Raw genomic sequence first — 13608 nt, forward strand, 5'->3', positions numbered from 1 at the left:
ATGTCCCTCATCCGTGCCGCCCGGGCGAGCATCCGCGAGGATCTCGACGCCGCCATGCGGCGTGACCCCGCCGCCGAGAACCGGCTCGATGTCGCCGTGAACTCGCCCGGGCTGCACGCGATCTGGGCCTACCGGGCCCTGCACCGGCTGTGGCAGCGCCCCGGTGGCCGCCCCGCCGCCCGTGCGCTCTCCACCCTGGTCCGCTCCGTCACCGGCGTGGAGATCCACCCGGGGGCGCAGATCGGCCGACGCTTCTTCATCGACCACGGGATGGGCGTCGTCATCGGCGCCACCGCGGTGGTCGGCGACGACGTCATGCTCTACCACGGCGTCACGCTGGGCGGCCGGTCGCTGGCCCGCGGCACCAAGCGCCACCCCACGGTGGGTGACCGCGTCACCATCGGTGCGGGCGCGCGCGTCCTCGGCGACATCGAGATCGGTGACGACGTGCAGATCGGCGCGAACTCCGTTGTCGTGAAGCCGGTTCCGGCCGGCGCGGTCGCCACGGGCATCCCGGCGCAGGTGCGCTTCCCCGAGCACCCGGCCCAGGACCCCTACGACGCGCTGTTCGCCGAGCCGGCCCTGTTCATCTGACCGCTCCACCCCGCACCCGGACCCCGGTGGACGTGACCCCGATGGGCGTGGGCGCCCAGTCGGCTCCGTAGGCGCAGAACAGGCGCCCCTCCTCCACGCCCGCGCTGGCGATCTCGAGCGCCTCGGCGGCGTCGAGCCCCTGGGCGAGGACCCGGTGGTACGCCGACATCACGGTGTGGGCGTCCTCGTCGCCCACCGGGCCGACGGCCGCGACCACGGTGCGCACGCCCGTCGCCAGGAGGCTCGCGGTGAGGCCGAGCGACTCGTCGCCCGCGCGGACGTGGGTGCGCCCCACCTCGCACGAGGACAGCACCACGTGCTCGGCCCCGACCCCGGCCCGCTGGAACTCGTGGGCGAAGACCGGGCCGTCGCCCATGACGACCGAGGAGAACAGCGGGCTCTCGTCCTGGTGGAATCCGTGGGCTGCGACGTGCACGATCGTGCTGTCGGACAAAGCCTTTCGCAGCTCCTCACCGGTGGAGACCCCGTCGTGACCCGCTCCGTCGGACGCGCCCGCGCCCCAGACCCGCGCCACGTCCCGCGCCTCGCTCGTCGCCCTCGCCAGCCCCGGCCCGGCGAGCGCCACCACCGTGGGCGCGACCGACCCCGACCCCGCCGGCACCGACCGCCGGGCCCAGAACGTGGCCGACGGCGCGACCGTGACGACCCGCCCGCGGATGCCGGGGACCAGCCGCCACGGCAGGGAGGCCAGCGAGCTCGACGGGATGACGACGACCCGGTGGGCCCGCGGCAGGATCGGCGCCAGCGCCTCGCCGAGGGCACTGGCGGTGTGCATCATCGAGCGCTCGATGACGCGCTGGAGGTCGGTGCCCAATGCCAGCCGGCGGGTGGCGAGGTCGGCGCGCAGGCGGGCCGCGGCCTCGACGACGCCCGCGCTGTCGGGCAGCCGGGTGAGGCGGGCCCCCGACGGGGTCACCGTGACCGCCCAGAGCAGGTCGCGGTGGAGGAAGAGGCTGACCAGGCCGGCGTGGGCGCGGTCGAGGAGGGGGCGCAGGGCGGCGACCGTGACGGGCCGCTCCTCGGCCGCCGCACCAGTGGTGCCGGCCTGCTCCCAGTCGCGTCGGGCCACGGCGCGCTCGACATCGCGCGCCGCGGCCTCGAGGGCCGAGCGTCGGGCGGGGTCCTGGGCGTCGTGGGCCTCCGAGTGAAGGCGGCGGGCGTCGGCGGTGAGCCGGGCGAGCTCGAGGTCGGGGGAGGCGACCATGGGGGGAAGTCGCTGCGAGACACCGCGCCACAGCTCGGTGGCGTCGAACACCTGGGCCGGTGAGCCGGTGGCGATGGCGAGGTCGAGGTGGGCGTCGCGCAGGCGCCGGGTGTGCAGCGCGACGGCCGTGCGCGAGTCGATGCTCGTGTGCCGGGCCTGCTCGACCGCGAGCCGGTGGGCACCGCGCCGCAGCTCGCGCCGCACGAGGTCGGGCCGCCCCTCGGCCGCGTGCAGCTCGGCCAGCGCGAGGGTCCGCTGTAGGCGAAGCGGGAACGACGCCGCTCGGCGCACCTCCGGCCGCGCGAGGTTGCGCCGCGCCTCGTCGACCCGGCCCACGAGCGCGTTGGCCTCGGCGGCGAGCACCGCCGCCTCCGCCCCGACGGCACTGGCCGGGGCGGGGCCGTCGGCCAGCTGCGACAGGGTCGTGGCCGTGGCGCCGGGGTTCCGCCCCGCCAGGAGCTCGGCCTGCAGCCGCAGCAGCGAGGCGCGCACGGCCCATGCCGACTCCGACCCCCGCGAGAAGCGCCGCTCGGCCCGGGCTGCGTAGACCCGGGCGTCGGCGTGCTCCTGCCGCAGCAGGGCCAGCCGCGCCCGCTCGAGGTCGGCCTCGGCCACGTCGTGCGCGATCCCCCCGGCCCGCGCGGCCTCCTCGCCCTCCTCGAGCGCCTCCATCGCCTGGTCGACGAGCCCGGCCTCGGCGAGCACCCGGGCGCGGTCGAGGACGGCACCGGGGGGCAGCAGGTCGCCGCCCATCGCCCGCGCCTGCTCGGTGAGGGAGAGGGCGCGCGGCAGGTTGCCCAGGAGGAACTGCAGGCGCCCGCGGTTGTGCACCGCCGCGGCGGCGAGGTCGGGGAAGCCGAGCGCCACGGCATCCTGGTGCGCGCGCCGGAGCCGGACGTCGCTGTCGTGGTAGCGACCGAGGAACTGGTAGGTCAGCCCGAGGTTGAGGTGGAGCAGGCAGCGGGTGCGCGGCGCGACCTCCGCCGTGAGCGCCACGCCCTCGAGCAGCTCGCGGGTCCTCTCCCACTCGCCGACCCGCCCGTGGAGGCCGGCCCGCTGCACCACCGCGAGCGAGCGGACGTGGTTGGGACCGGCGTCGACGAGCAGCCCGTCGGCGGTGTCGAGCAGGGCGAACGCCCCGTGGCGGTCGCCGCGCTGCACCCGCGACACCGCGTGGGTGACGTGCACCCGCGCCCGCAGCACCACGACGTCGTCGGGGACCTCGCCCTCCCGGTCGAGGCGGCGCAGGGCCCGCCGCAGCAGCGTCTCGGCCCGCGCCGGGGCGCCCGCAGCGTTGGCGAGGACCGCTTCCTCGACGAGGCGGGTGACGTGGTCGTGGAGGTCGGGGCGGATCCGCGCCTCAGATCTCCACGGTGGGCGTGATGACGGGGCGGACGTCACCATCGGGCAGGAAGACGAAGCGGACCAGCCCGCGGGGGGCGGGGTCGATGGTGAACCGCCCGTCGTCATCGACCTGCGCCGTGATGGTGCGCGTCTCGGCCCGCAGCTCGACCACCACGGCCGAGTCGTGGCCGGTGACCCAGCCGTCGACGCGGACCTCGTCGGCGTCGATCGGCGAGAGCGTGACCATGACGGACAGGGCCTCGGCGCTGAAGGTCAGCGTCTGCGTGCGGGTGTACTCGGAGCGGGCCAGGGCGCTCTCGGCGCCGACCCGCTGCAGCTCGGCGACCTCGGCGTGCATCGCCTGCACGGTGAGGGCGAACTTGATGTCGTCGGCCAGCCCCGCGGGGACGGGGTCGGCCGAGCGCAGCACGTCGGCGATGCCGGCGAGGATCCGCTCGTCGAGGGCGTCGAGCGGCTCTGCTGCCAGGTCGTGGTCGGGGTTCACAGGGCACCTCCCCATGCGGGGTCGTCAGCGAGGGCGGCGCGCAGCTTGGCGAGACAGCGTCCTCGGGTCGGGCCGATGCTTCCCACCGGCATCTTCAGGGCTTCGGAGACCGCCGCGTAGTCGGGCCGGTCGGAGAACGCGATGACGCGCAGGAGCGCCTGGCACCGCGGGGTGAGCCGCTCGACCTGCGCCCAGAGGACCCGGTGGTCCTCGCGGTGCACGGCCAGCGTGGAGGGTTCGGGGTGGTCGTCGGGCAGCGACTCGTCGAGCTCGCCGCCGCTGCGGCCGTCGACCTTCCCGGCCCGCCAGCACTCGCGGCGCACGGTGACGATGAGCCAGCCCATGACCGCCTGCGGGTCCTTGATCCGGTCGCTGTTCTCGACCAGCCGCAGCCACGCGGTCTGCACGGCGTCCTGGGCGGACCCGTCGGACGCACCCTGCGCGCGGGCGGTGTGCCAGAGGACCGGGGTGAGGAGGTCGACGAGCTCGTCCATCGCCCGGACCTCGCCGTCGCGGTAGGCGCGGAAGGCCTGGGCCGAGCGGGTGGAGAGCGTCTGCACGGTGTCGTCGGCGGCCATCACGCGTCCTCCGGCCCGAACCGGACGTCGTGGGCCCGGGCGATGACGGCGCCGGCGGCCGGGCGGGCCCGCGCGGCGACCGGGGCGGCGCCCTGTCCGGCCCGGACGATCTCGGCGGCGATCTCGCCGGCGATCCACGGCGAGGCGAACGACGTGCCGCTCCACACGGCGAAGCCGGAGCGGAAGTCGTCGAAGTCGACACCGGCGCGCGGGCCGGGGCCGACCGAGTCGATCCTGATCGTCGGGTTCATCGATCCCGACAGGGTGACCGGCACCGTGCTGACGATCCCGGCGCCGGGGGCGTGGGCGGTGACCCAGTCGCCGACGTTGGAGAACAGGGCGACGCTGCGGTCATCCGGGTTGGTGGCCCCGACGCCGACCAGGCCGTCCTGCCCCGGCACGGCGAAGGCCGCTGGGAAGAAGCGCGCCCGGGTGGCGTCGTTGCCGGCGCACGCGACGACGACCACTCCCTCGTCGGCGAAGTCCTGGAGGAGGTCGTGCAGCGCGGTGTCGTCGGCGTCCTCCGGGGTCTCGTGGTAGTACCCGAGCGAGAGGTTGACGACGTCGAGGACACCGTGGGTGATCGTCCCGGGGGCGGCCTTGGCGGCGCGGTGCCGCTCGAGGAGGCGACTCAGCGCGGTGACGACGTCGTCCTCGAGGGCCGCGCCGTCGGAGGCCATGACCGGCACCGAGAGGATGACGGCCTCGGGGCAGCGCTGGCGCACCACCCCGGCGATGAACGTGCCGTGGCCGCACAGGACGTCGACGAGGCCGTTGACGTCGTCGAACACGACTCCGGTGTTCTCGGGGTCGCGCGAGGGCTCCTTCCACACGCCGATCGGGTCGCCGCCGAGGGTGACCCGCCGGTGGGCGCCGGTACAGGTGCCGGTGCACTGCTCGGCCGTGGCGTCGTCGTCCTCCTCGGGGAACCAGTGGTGGCGGCCCAGGCCGGTGTCGAGGACGGCCACGACGGGGGCGTCGCCGCTCACCGTGATGCCGGTGCGCGGGTCGGGGGCCGACCAGACGACCGGGGTGCGGCCGCCGATGCCGGGGGTGCCGTACTCGGCGAGGAGGCCGCCGCCTCCCCAGACGCCGCCGCCTCCGCCCCACACGCCACCGCCGCCACCCCAGACGCCGCCGCCTCCGCCCCAGACCCCGCCACCGGCGGTGAGGACGTGCTCGACGGTGACGCCGCCGGCCATGCTGCGGCCGCGGCGGTCACGCCGCTCGCGGCGACGCTTCTCCGCCTCGCCGGGCTCGTGGCCCTCGGGCGGGTCGGGCAGGCGGCCGAGGCCGACCTTGTCGTAGAGGTACGCGGCACGGTCGGACGGCTCGGTGAGCGCGGTCTGGAGGAAGCGCCAGGCGTCGGGCGCCTTGCCGGCGCGGTCGGGGTGGCGGCCCAGGCGGATGCGGGTGACCGTGACCCGGGCGTCGGGGCCGAGCTCGTCGGTGGTGCAGCCGCGGCCGGGGATGGTCACCGGCTCGCCGACGACCTCGACGGCCAGCGGCTCGGGGAGCGTGCCGGCCCACTCGACGAGCTGGCTGACGCGGCCGGGCTGCACCTCGTCCTCCGGCCCGTCGGCGAGGTCGCGCACGAGGAGGGTGTCGGAGACGTAGACGGTGGGAAGCGGCGCGGGCTGACCGGGCGCCAGGACCGCGGTGTCGGGGTCGAGGACGCGCGCGCCGAGCCGGCGGGCGAGCAGCGGGGAGATGACCGGGACCGGCGGCAGCGACGAGGGCTCCTCGGCGGATGACGCGGCGACCGGCTTCGTGGGGCGACCGGGCGCGCTGTCGCGCGAGGGCTTCTCGGGGGGCTTGCCAGCCATGCGGCGCTCCTGGGGAGGGGGGTGGACCGGGCGCGAGAGCGGTCTGCGCCAGCCTAGTGATGATCATCGACACCGGACAGGAGTCGCCGTTTCCCGCGCTGATACACGTCGACCTGCACGTTTCGCGGGCGTCGTCAGGGGTGTCAGCACGTGTGGGGCGTTCGGTGCGGGCACGAGGTTCTCTCGTGGCCCGCGTGTATCAGGGCCCGGGGCGGGTGCTCCTCGTCGTCGTGGAACCCAGCGGGATCCGCGGTGTGGCCCGACCGAACAGGGGCGGGACGGACGCACCGGGACCGTGGGGCGCTGCGCCGTCGGGCCGTGGAGGCGCGACGGACGCATGCGACGGTCCCTCACACGGGGAGCCGGCCACGCCGGAACCGGCGCCGCAGGGGGCGCAGGAGGGGCCGGCGTGGCCGGCGGTGTGGTGTCCGGTGCTCCCGGGGGCCCCGTCAGCCGGAGCGCGAGGAGGGGCGCGTCATCATCACGAGGTCGTCGGAGCGTGAGGAGGCGCGCGTCATCACGACGAGGTCGGCGACGACGGGGGCGGCCGGTGGGGCGGTGCGGCTCAGGCGGCGCCGTCGGACCGGGTCGCCTCGGCCCAGGGGTCGCCGTGCGGCGGGGTGGCGCTGGAGCCGCTGCCGGGGGTGGACCCGGGGTTGCGCGCGATGGCCTCGGTGGTGACGGTCCTGCTGGAGCGCAGGCGCTCGCCGGTGGCGCGGGCGGCATCGGCGACGAGGTCGGCGACGACGGGGGCGGCCTTGGTGCGCGCGGCCTCCTTGGCCACGGCGACCTGCTTCTGGACGGGCCCGGAGTTCCAGACCTTCGAGGAGGTCCGGGCGATCTGCTGGTACCGCTGCTTGCCAGCGCGCGCCCCGAGGACGTATCCGGCGGCCAGACCGGCGAGGAACGACAGCTTCGCCATGGGTGGCTCCTTTCGTCGGCCTCAGACCTTACCCGCCGGGGGCCTCCCCACCTCCCGGCGTCACCCACCGGTTGCACGGCTGCACCGGGTCGAGGTGAAACCCGACCGTGTGGGGGTCGCCTTTCACCTCGACCCGGCTGATGGAGCGCGCGGTCGAGGTGTTCGGCTGGTCTCGGGTGCGGGCGGATTACCTCGACCCGGGCGGGGACGGGCATCCACGGCGAATACCCTGTGACGTGCCTGGCTCCGGCCGGGCCAGGAGGGCTCGCATAGTGGCCTAGTGCGGCGGTCTTGAAAACCGCTATGGCGGCAACGTCATCGTGGGTTCGAATCCCACGCCCTCCGCACGAATCCCAGCGGGAGCAGAGACCTCACGACCCACGGCGCGACCTACCGCTTGGTCAGCGGGGTGATCACCCCACGTACGGGGCGGTAGGACGCGCTGGTACCGGTGCGGTGGGGGCGGCGCTATCGTCCGATGGTGAGTGGTCCCGATCGCCCCGGCGACACCGACGACGGCTCGGTCGTCGAGGCGGTCGTCGAGCGGGCCGAGGACTTCATCGAGGACGCCGGCGAGGCCGTGGTCGAGCGGCTCGAGGACGTCCGTGAGAAGGCCGGCGAGGTCGTCGAGGGTGCGGGGGAGGCGGCCCAGGCCTTCGCCCAGGTGACCAGCCACGCCGCCGAGGTGGCCGAGACCCACCCGACCATCAGCACGGGCGCGCGCATCGGCTTCCTCCTCGACGGCGTGCTGCACGTCGCGATGGGCTGGGCGGGGCTGGGCATCGCGTGGGGCTGGGGCGGAACGGCCGACGAGTCCGGCGCGCTCACCACGCTGGCCGACACGGTCGGCGGCCGGTGGGCCCTGTGGATCGGCTTCGTCGGCTTCTCGGTGGTCGCGCTGTGGAACCTGGCGCGCGCCATCACCGGCCGGCACTGCAAGACCGGCTTCAAGCGGCTCGAGCACGGCGCCGACGGCCTCGCCTACGTCACCGTCGCGTGGAGCGCCGCGGCGTTCGCCATCGGCTCGGGCCAGTCGAGCCGGGAGTCGACCGTGAGCATCACGCGAAGCCTCCTCGCCCTCCCGGGAGGGACGCTCCTCGTCGTCATCACCGGGCTCGCCGTGGGCGGCGTGGGTGCCTTCAGCTTCTGGACGGGCTGGACCGGCGACTTCCTCGTCGACCTCGAGCGCCACCCCGGGCGCCTGGCCGAGGTGGCCGGTCGCATCGGCTTCGTGATGCGGGGGGTGGCCTTCGCCCTCGTCGGGTACCTCTTCATCGCCGCCGCGTGGACCCAGCGGGCCGAGGGGGCGACGGGCATCGACGGGGCGCTGCGCTTCCTCCAGGCCGCCCCGCTCGGGCGCTACGAGCTCTCGCTCATCTCGGTGGGGCTGATGCTCTTCGGGGTCTACCTCGTGACCCGCGCCCGCCACCTGCGCCGCTGACGCGTCAGCGCGGGGGCGGGGGGATCTCGCCGGAGCCGCGGACGACGAGCGAGGGCTCGATGACGACGTGGCGCGGGGGTGCGTCGTTGCCGTCGATGCGCGCGAAGAGGAGGTCTGCCACCGTCTTGCCGATGCGGGCGACGTCCTGCCGGATGACGGTGAGCGGAGGGTCGAGGAGGTCGGCGAGCGGGAAGTCGTCGAACCCGACGAGGGCCACCTCGCGGCGCAGCCCGCGCTCGGCCAGCGCCCGCACCGCCCCGGTGGACAGGATGTTGCGCGCGGTGAAGATCGCGGTCGGCGGGTTGGCGAGCGACATCAGCTCGTGGACGACCTCGGCGGCCTGCTCGGTGGAGCGCAGCCCGTCGACGAGCAGCGTGCTGTCGGGCCGCAGGCCCCGCGCCGTGTAGGCCGACCGGAACCCCGCCAGGCGCTGCCCGGCGGTGTGGATCGTGCCCATGTCCGAGAGCGCCGCGACGCGGCGGTGGCCCTGGAGGAGGAGGTGCTCGGCCGCCATCGCGCCACCGGCGTGGTTGTCGACCATCACCGAGTCGGCGTCGACCCCGCGGGGCGGGCGGTCGACGAACACCGCCGGTGTGCCGGACCGCAGCTCGGCCACGAGGTAGTCCTGCCGCTCGCTGGCCGGCATGAGGACGAGCCCGTCGACGCGCCGCGTCACGAGGTCGTGGATGAGCTCCTGCTCGCGCTCGCTCTCCTCGTCGAGGCTCGCGGCCAGCACGGCGGTGCCCCGACGCCGCGCCGCGTCCTCGAGCGCCCGCAGCAGCGAGGCCGAGAAGGAGTTGGACAGGTCCTGCACGAGGGCGCCGACCAGCCCCGTCCGGGCACCGGTGCGGCGCAGGTTGCTCGCGGCCAGGTTCTGCCGGTAGTCCAGGCGCACCACGGCGGCGGTGACCCGCTCGCGGACGTCGGGCGACACCCCCGCCTCACGGTTGACCACCCGGGACACGGTCTTGAGGCTGACACCCGCGAGGGCCGCCACGTCGCGCATGGTGGCGCGGTTGGACTGGCCGGACAACGATGTCACCTTCACATCACGATGTGTAACCCATGTGTTGACGTCTGCGCAAGGTCGGAGTAGACAAGGCCTTGACAACGTTGTCACGGCGCTGTCGTCCAGCAGAGACTCAAAGGAGAGTTCGCACCATGCACAGTCACGTCTCGTCCACGCGCACGATGCGCAGGGTGCTCGCGTCCGCCGGGATCGTCGGTCTGGCGCTCGGCGCCGCAGCCTGCGGTTCCAGCGACGGGGGTTCCGGGGACAGCGGTAGCGACAGCATCGGCGTCGCCCTGATCACCAAGGACTCCACCAACCCGTTCTTCGTCGCCATGCAGAAGGGCGCGAAGGCCGACGCCGGCAAGAACGGCGTCAAGCTCACCATCGGCTCGGGGGAGAAGGAGGGTGACGACGCCGGCCAGATCAAGGCCATCGAGGACGCCGTCGCCCGCGGCGACAAGGGCATCCTCATCACCCCGATGTCCACCGGGGTCAACTCGGCGATCAAGAAGGCCCGCGACGCCGGCCTCTACGTCATCGCCCTCGACACCCCGCCCGACCCCGCCGACACCGTCGACATCACCTTCGCCACCGACAACCGCCAGGCCGGCAAGCTCATCGGCCAGTGGGCCGCGGCCCAGCTCGGCGGCAAGCCCGCCACCATCGCCCTGCTCGACCTGTTCAACGACAAGATCGTCTCGGTCGACTACGACCGCGACCAGGGCTTCCTCGAGGGCATGGGCATCGACGTCGCCGACGGCAAGAAGAACGGTGACGAGGCCAAGTCCGGCAAGTACAGCGGTGGCGACTACACCATCGTCTGCAACGAGGCCTCCCTCGGCAACGAGACCGACGGCGTCAAGGCGATGGAGAACTGCCTGGGCCGCTCCAAGGACATCAACGTCGTCTACACGATCAACGAGCCCGCCGCGGTCGGCGCCAAGAAGGCCCTGGCCGACGCCGGCATCACCGACGCGATCATCGTCTCGGTCGACGGTGGCTGCGCGGGCGTGAAGTCCGTCAAGGAGGGCGTCATCGGCGCCACCTCGCAGCAGTACCCGCTGAAGATGGCGACCCTGGGCATGGAGGCGATCGCCAAGATCGCCCGCGGCGGCGAGAAGCCGACCACCACCGAGGGCCTGGACTTCTTCAACACCGGTGTCGCCCTCGTCACCGACAAGAAGGCTGACGGCGTCGAGAGCATCGACACCACCGAAGCCACGAAGATCTGCTGGGGCTGATCCGATGTCGTCGTCCACATCGGCTGCTGCCGCCGAGTTCGCTCGGCGGCGGCAGGCCCCGCTCCAGCGCCTGCAGCACGTCCTGCACGGTCGGCCCTGGCTGAGCCCGCTGCTCCTCCTGGTGCTCACCTACGCGATCTTCGGCGCGGTCGACTCCCGGGTCACCGCGACGAACGCCATCGCGGTCAACCTCCAGCAGACGGCCGTGATCGCCTGCCTGGCCATCGGCCAGACGCTCATCATCCTCACGGCGGGCATCGACCTCGCGGTCGGCGCCACCACCGTGCTCTCGATGATGGTGATGGCGTCCGTGGCCACCGAGCAGGGCCTTCCGGGCCCCCTGGCCATCCTCATCGGGATCGCCTTCGGGGTGCTCGCGGGCTACCTCAACGGGCTGCTCATCACGAAGATCAACCTGCCGCCGTTCATCGTCACCCTCGGCACGCTGAGCATCTTCACGGCGATCGCGCTGCTCTACTCCGGTGGCAGCAGCATCATCGCCGACGACATGCCGGCCTCGCTGAACTTCCTCGGCGAGAGCTTCGGGCCGCGCAGCTTCCGGCTCACCGTCGGTGTCGTGGTGGTCGTCGTGCTCTACCTCATCGTCGGGTTCGTGCTCTCCCAGACCGCCTGGGGCCGGCACGTCTACGCCGTCGGTGACGACCCGGAGTCGGCCCGCCTGTCCGGTGTCGCCAGCCAGCGCGTGCTCCTGTCGGTGTACACGCTCGCCGGGCTCATCTACGGCATCGGGGCCTGGATGCTCATCGGGCGCAGTGGCGCGGCGACGCCCAACGCGGTCGGCAACATCAACCTCGAGACGATCACCGCCGTCGTCATCGGCGGCACCTCGCTCTTCGGTGGCCGCGGCACGCTCGTCGGCACCCTGCTCGGGGCGCTCATCGTCAACACCTTCGGCCAGGGGCTGTCCATCCTCGGGGTCAGCCCGCAGTGGAAGCTCCTCGCCATCGGCGTGCTCGTCATCGTCGCCGTGGCCGTCGACCAGTGGATCCGGAGGGTCAAGGCATGAACATCACCCCACGAAGTTCTTCGCTCCTTCGTCGCTCCGATACTTCTCGGGGGCCCCGATGAGCACCACCGAACGGCTCCCGCTCACGGTCGACCACCTCCCCGAGGAGAAGCGGCACATCTACGAGGCCGAACCCATCCTCTCGGCGCGCGACCTCGTCATCACCTTCGGCCGGGTCGTCGGCCTCGACGGCGTCAGCCTCGACCTCTACCGGGGCGAGGTCCTGGCGGTCATCGGGGACAACGGCGCGGGCAAGTCGACCCTCATCAAGTGCCTCACCGGCGCCTACGTGCCCGACTCGGGGACGTTGCGGGTCGACGGGGCCGATGTCGAGTTCAAGCGTCCGCAGGACGCCCGCGACGCCGGCATCGAGACCGTCTACCAGCAGCTGGCCGTCGTCCCGGCGCTCGACATCGCGAGCAACCTCTACCTCGCCCGCGAGGAGCGTCGCCCGGGTCCCCTCGGGTCGGTGCTGCGGATGCTCGACAAGAAGGGGATGAAGGAGCGCGCCGGGGCCTCGGTGCAGAAGCTCGGCATCCAGACCATCCAGAACATGGGCCAGGCGGTGGAGACCCTCTCGGGTGGCCAGCGCCAGGCGGTCGCGGTCGCCCGCGCCGCGGCCTTCGGCAGCAAGGTCGTCGTCCTCGACGAGCCGACCGCCGCCCTGGGTGTCAAGGAGTCCGGGATGGTCCTCAACATGATCAAGCAGCTGAGGGACAACGGCCTGGCCGTCATCCTCATCTCGCACAACATGCCGCACGTGTGGGAGGCGGCCGACCGCATCCACATCCAGCGGCTCGGAGGCTGCGCGGGCGTCATCACCCCGCAGTCGCACGACATGGGCGAGGGCGTCGCCATCATGACCGGCGCCACGAAGCTCACGTCCTGAGAACGCGGGGCGCCGCACCTGACGGACGACCAGGTGCGGCGTCCCGTCCCCAACGGGGAATCCCGTCGTCCACTCGCGAGACCCCCACTGCCAGAACCTGATCCGGAGGCCTGACATGACCATCGTCGTGGGCTACATCCCCCGCCCCGAGGGCCTCGCCGCCGTCGACCTCGCCATCGTCGAGGCCGAGCGCCGCGGCGAGCGGCTCGTCGTCGTCAACACCGGCCACCACGGCGACTACGCGCACGCGAACTTCGCGGCGCCCCAGGACCTCGACGCCCTCGACGCCCAGCTCACCGAGCGGGGCATCGACCACGAGGTGCGCCAACCCACCCGCGGGCTCGCCCCCGCCGACGAGCTCCTCGACATCGCCACGGAGGTCGACGCGCGCCTCATCGTCATCGGCCTGCGCCGCCGCAGCCCGCTCGGGAAGCTCATCACCGGGTCGACCGCGCAGCAGGTCCTGCTCGACGCCACGTGCGACGTCCTTGCCGTCAAGGCGCCTGTCTGACACGGCTCCCCGTACGGCGCCCGTCCGGGTCCCGTCCGCGTGGTGAACGGTGCCCGATGGAGCGAGCGGGCGGCAGGACCGCGTGCTAGCGTTTTTGCCGGTTGCAGCAACAGCACTACCTCGTAGGTCGAACACCGCGCCACAGGGGACTGGAGTTCGCATCCACGGTCGGTACGACGTGTGCCGGTCGCGTGCTACACACAGAAAAGAGTTACCCCCGATATGGCACAGGGCACCGTGAAGTGGTTCAACGCTGAGAAGGGCTTTGGTTTCATCGCCCAGGACGGCGGCGGCCCCGACGTGTTCGTTCACTACTCCGCCATCGACACCCAGGGCTACCGCAGCCTCGACGAGGCCCAGCGGGTCGAGTTCGAGGTCACGCAGGGCCCCAAGGGTCCGCAGGCTGACGCAGTCCGCCCCATCTGACCCGGGTTCCCCGAGTCACGCGCGAAGGCCCCGTCCGGTTCGTCCGGGCGGGGCCTTCCGCATGCCA

At 73.3% G+C, this 13608-nt stretch carries 13 protein-coding genes and 1 tRNA gene; 8 read left to right on the forward strand and 6 right to left on the reverse strand.

The genetic code is table 11. The annotated features are described in order from the left end of the window. Entirely contained in the window at nucleotides 1–594 is a 594-nt protein-coding gene (cysE, locus tag ACFLFB_RS01740; RefSeq protein ID WP_392543986.1) for a serine O-acetyltransferase, read from the forward strand. On the opposite strand, the gene ACFLFB_RS01745 is transcribed toward cysE, so the two are convergent. The 5 genes from ACFLFB_RS01745 to ACFLFB_RS01765 form a co-directional block, all read right to left on the reverse strand. Beyond that, nucleotides 587–3220 carry a CHAT domain-containing protein gene (locus tag ACFLFB_RS01745; RefSeq protein ID WP_392543987.1) on the reverse strand — a complete coding sequence of 878 codons (2634 nt, stop codon included), beginning with the start codon at nucleotides 3218–3220 and terminating at the stop codon, nucleotides 587–589. The genes cysE and ACFLFB_RS01745 overlap by 8 nt on opposite strands. Beyond that, nucleotides 3180–3668 carry a carboxypeptidase regulatory-like domain-containing protein gene (locus tag ACFLFB_RS01750; protein ID WP_392543988.1) on the reverse strand — a complete coding sequence of 163 codons (489 nt, stop codon included), beginning with the start codon at nucleotides 3666–3668 and terminating at the stop codon, nucleotides 3180–3182. The genes ACFLFB_RS01745 and ACFLFB_RS01750 overlap by 41 nt, the downstream gene beginning before the upstream one ends. Next, a complete protein-coding gene (locus tag ACFLFB_RS01755; protein WP_392543989.1) occupies nucleotides 3665–4246 on the reverse strand; it encodes an RNA polymerase sigma factor in 582 nt (193 codons plus the stop codon). Before ACFLFB_RS01755 ends, ACFLFB_RS01750 begins: the two co-directional genes overlap by 4 nt. Next, entirely contained in the window at nucleotides 4246–6072 is a 1827-nt protein-coding gene (locus tag ACFLFB_RS01760) for a S8 family serine peptidase (protein WP_392543990.1), read from the reverse strand. Before ACFLFB_RS01760 ends, ACFLFB_RS01755 begins: the two co-directional genes overlap by 1 nt. A gap of 565 nt (nucleotides 6073–6637) precedes the next feature. Beyond that, nucleotides 6638–6994, reverse strand: coding sequence for a protoporphyrinogen oxidase (locus ACFLFB_RS01765; protein ID WP_392543991.1), 357 nt, complete (start codon nucleotides 6992–6994; stop codon nucleotides 6638–6640). Nucleotides 6995–7252: 258 nt separating this feature from the next. On the opposite strand from ACFLFB_RS01765, the gene ACFLFB_RS01770 reads away from it, so the two are divergent. Continuing rightward, nucleotides 7253–7339: transfer RNA gene (locus ACFLFB_RS01770), tRNA-Ser, on the forward strand. Between the two features lie 136 nt (nucleotides 7340–7475). Then, on the forward strand, nucleotides 7476–8435 hold the full coding sequence (locus ACFLFB_RS01775) for a DUF1206 domain-containing protein (RefSeq protein ID WP_392543992.1): 960 nt from the start codon (nucleotides 7476–7478) through the stop codon (nucleotides 8433–8435). A 4-nt stretch (nucleotides 8436–8439) separates the two neighbouring features. Here ACFLFB_RS01775 and ACFLFB_RS01780 read toward each other — a convergent pair whose 3' ends face one another. Next, nucleotides 8440–9483, reverse strand: coding sequence for a LacI family DNA-binding transcriptional regulator (locus ACFLFB_RS01780; RefSeq protein ID WP_392543993.1), 1044 nt, complete (start codon nucleotides 9481–9483; stop codon nucleotides 8440–8442). 113 nt (nucleotides 9484–9596) lie between these two features. On the opposite strand from ACFLFB_RS01780, the gene ACFLFB_RS01785 reads away from it, so the two are divergent. The 5 genes from ACFLFB_RS01785 (at nucleotide 9597) to ACFLFB_RS01805 (ending at nucleotide 13541) form a co-directional block, all read left to right on the forward strand. Beyond that, nucleotides 9597–10688 (forward strand): substrate-binding domain-containing protein, encoded by a 1092-nt coding sequence (locus tag ACFLFB_RS01785; protein WP_392543994.1) that lies wholly within the window; start codon nucleotides 9597–9599, stop codon nucleotides 10686–10688. Nucleotides 10689–10692: 4 nt separating this feature from the next. Beyond that, nucleotides 10693–11715 (forward strand): ABC transporter permease, encoded by a 1023-nt coding sequence (locus tag ACFLFB_RS01790; protein ID WP_392543995.1) that lies wholly within the window; start codon nucleotides 10693–10695, stop codon nucleotides 11713–11715. A gap of 58 nt (nucleotides 11716–11773) precedes the next feature. Further along, entirely contained in the window at nucleotides 11774–12604 is an 831-nt protein-coding gene (locus ACFLFB_RS01795) for an ATP-binding cassette domain-containing protein (RefSeq protein ID WP_392543996.1), read from the forward strand. 115 nt (nucleotides 12605–12719) lie between these two features. Then, nucleotides 12720–13115, forward strand: coding sequence for a universal stress protein (locus tag ACFLFB_RS01800; RefSeq protein ID WP_392543997.1), 396 nt, complete (start codon nucleotides 12720–12722; stop codon nucleotides 13113–13115). 222 nt (nucleotides 13116–13337) lie between these two features. Beyond that, nucleotides 13338–13541, forward strand: coding sequence for a cold-shock protein (locus ACFLFB_RS01805; RefSeq protein ID WP_392543998.1), 204 nt, complete (start codon nucleotides 13338–13340; stop codon nucleotides 13539–13541). Nucleotides 13542–13608: the final 67 nt, after the last annotated feature.

Origin of the sequence: Oryzobacter telluris, from assembly GCF_043099285.1 — a bacterium.
GTDB classification, from domain to species: domain Bacteria; phylum Actinomycetota; class Actinomycetes; order Actinomycetales; family Dermatophilaceae; genus Oryzobacter; species Oryzobacter telluris.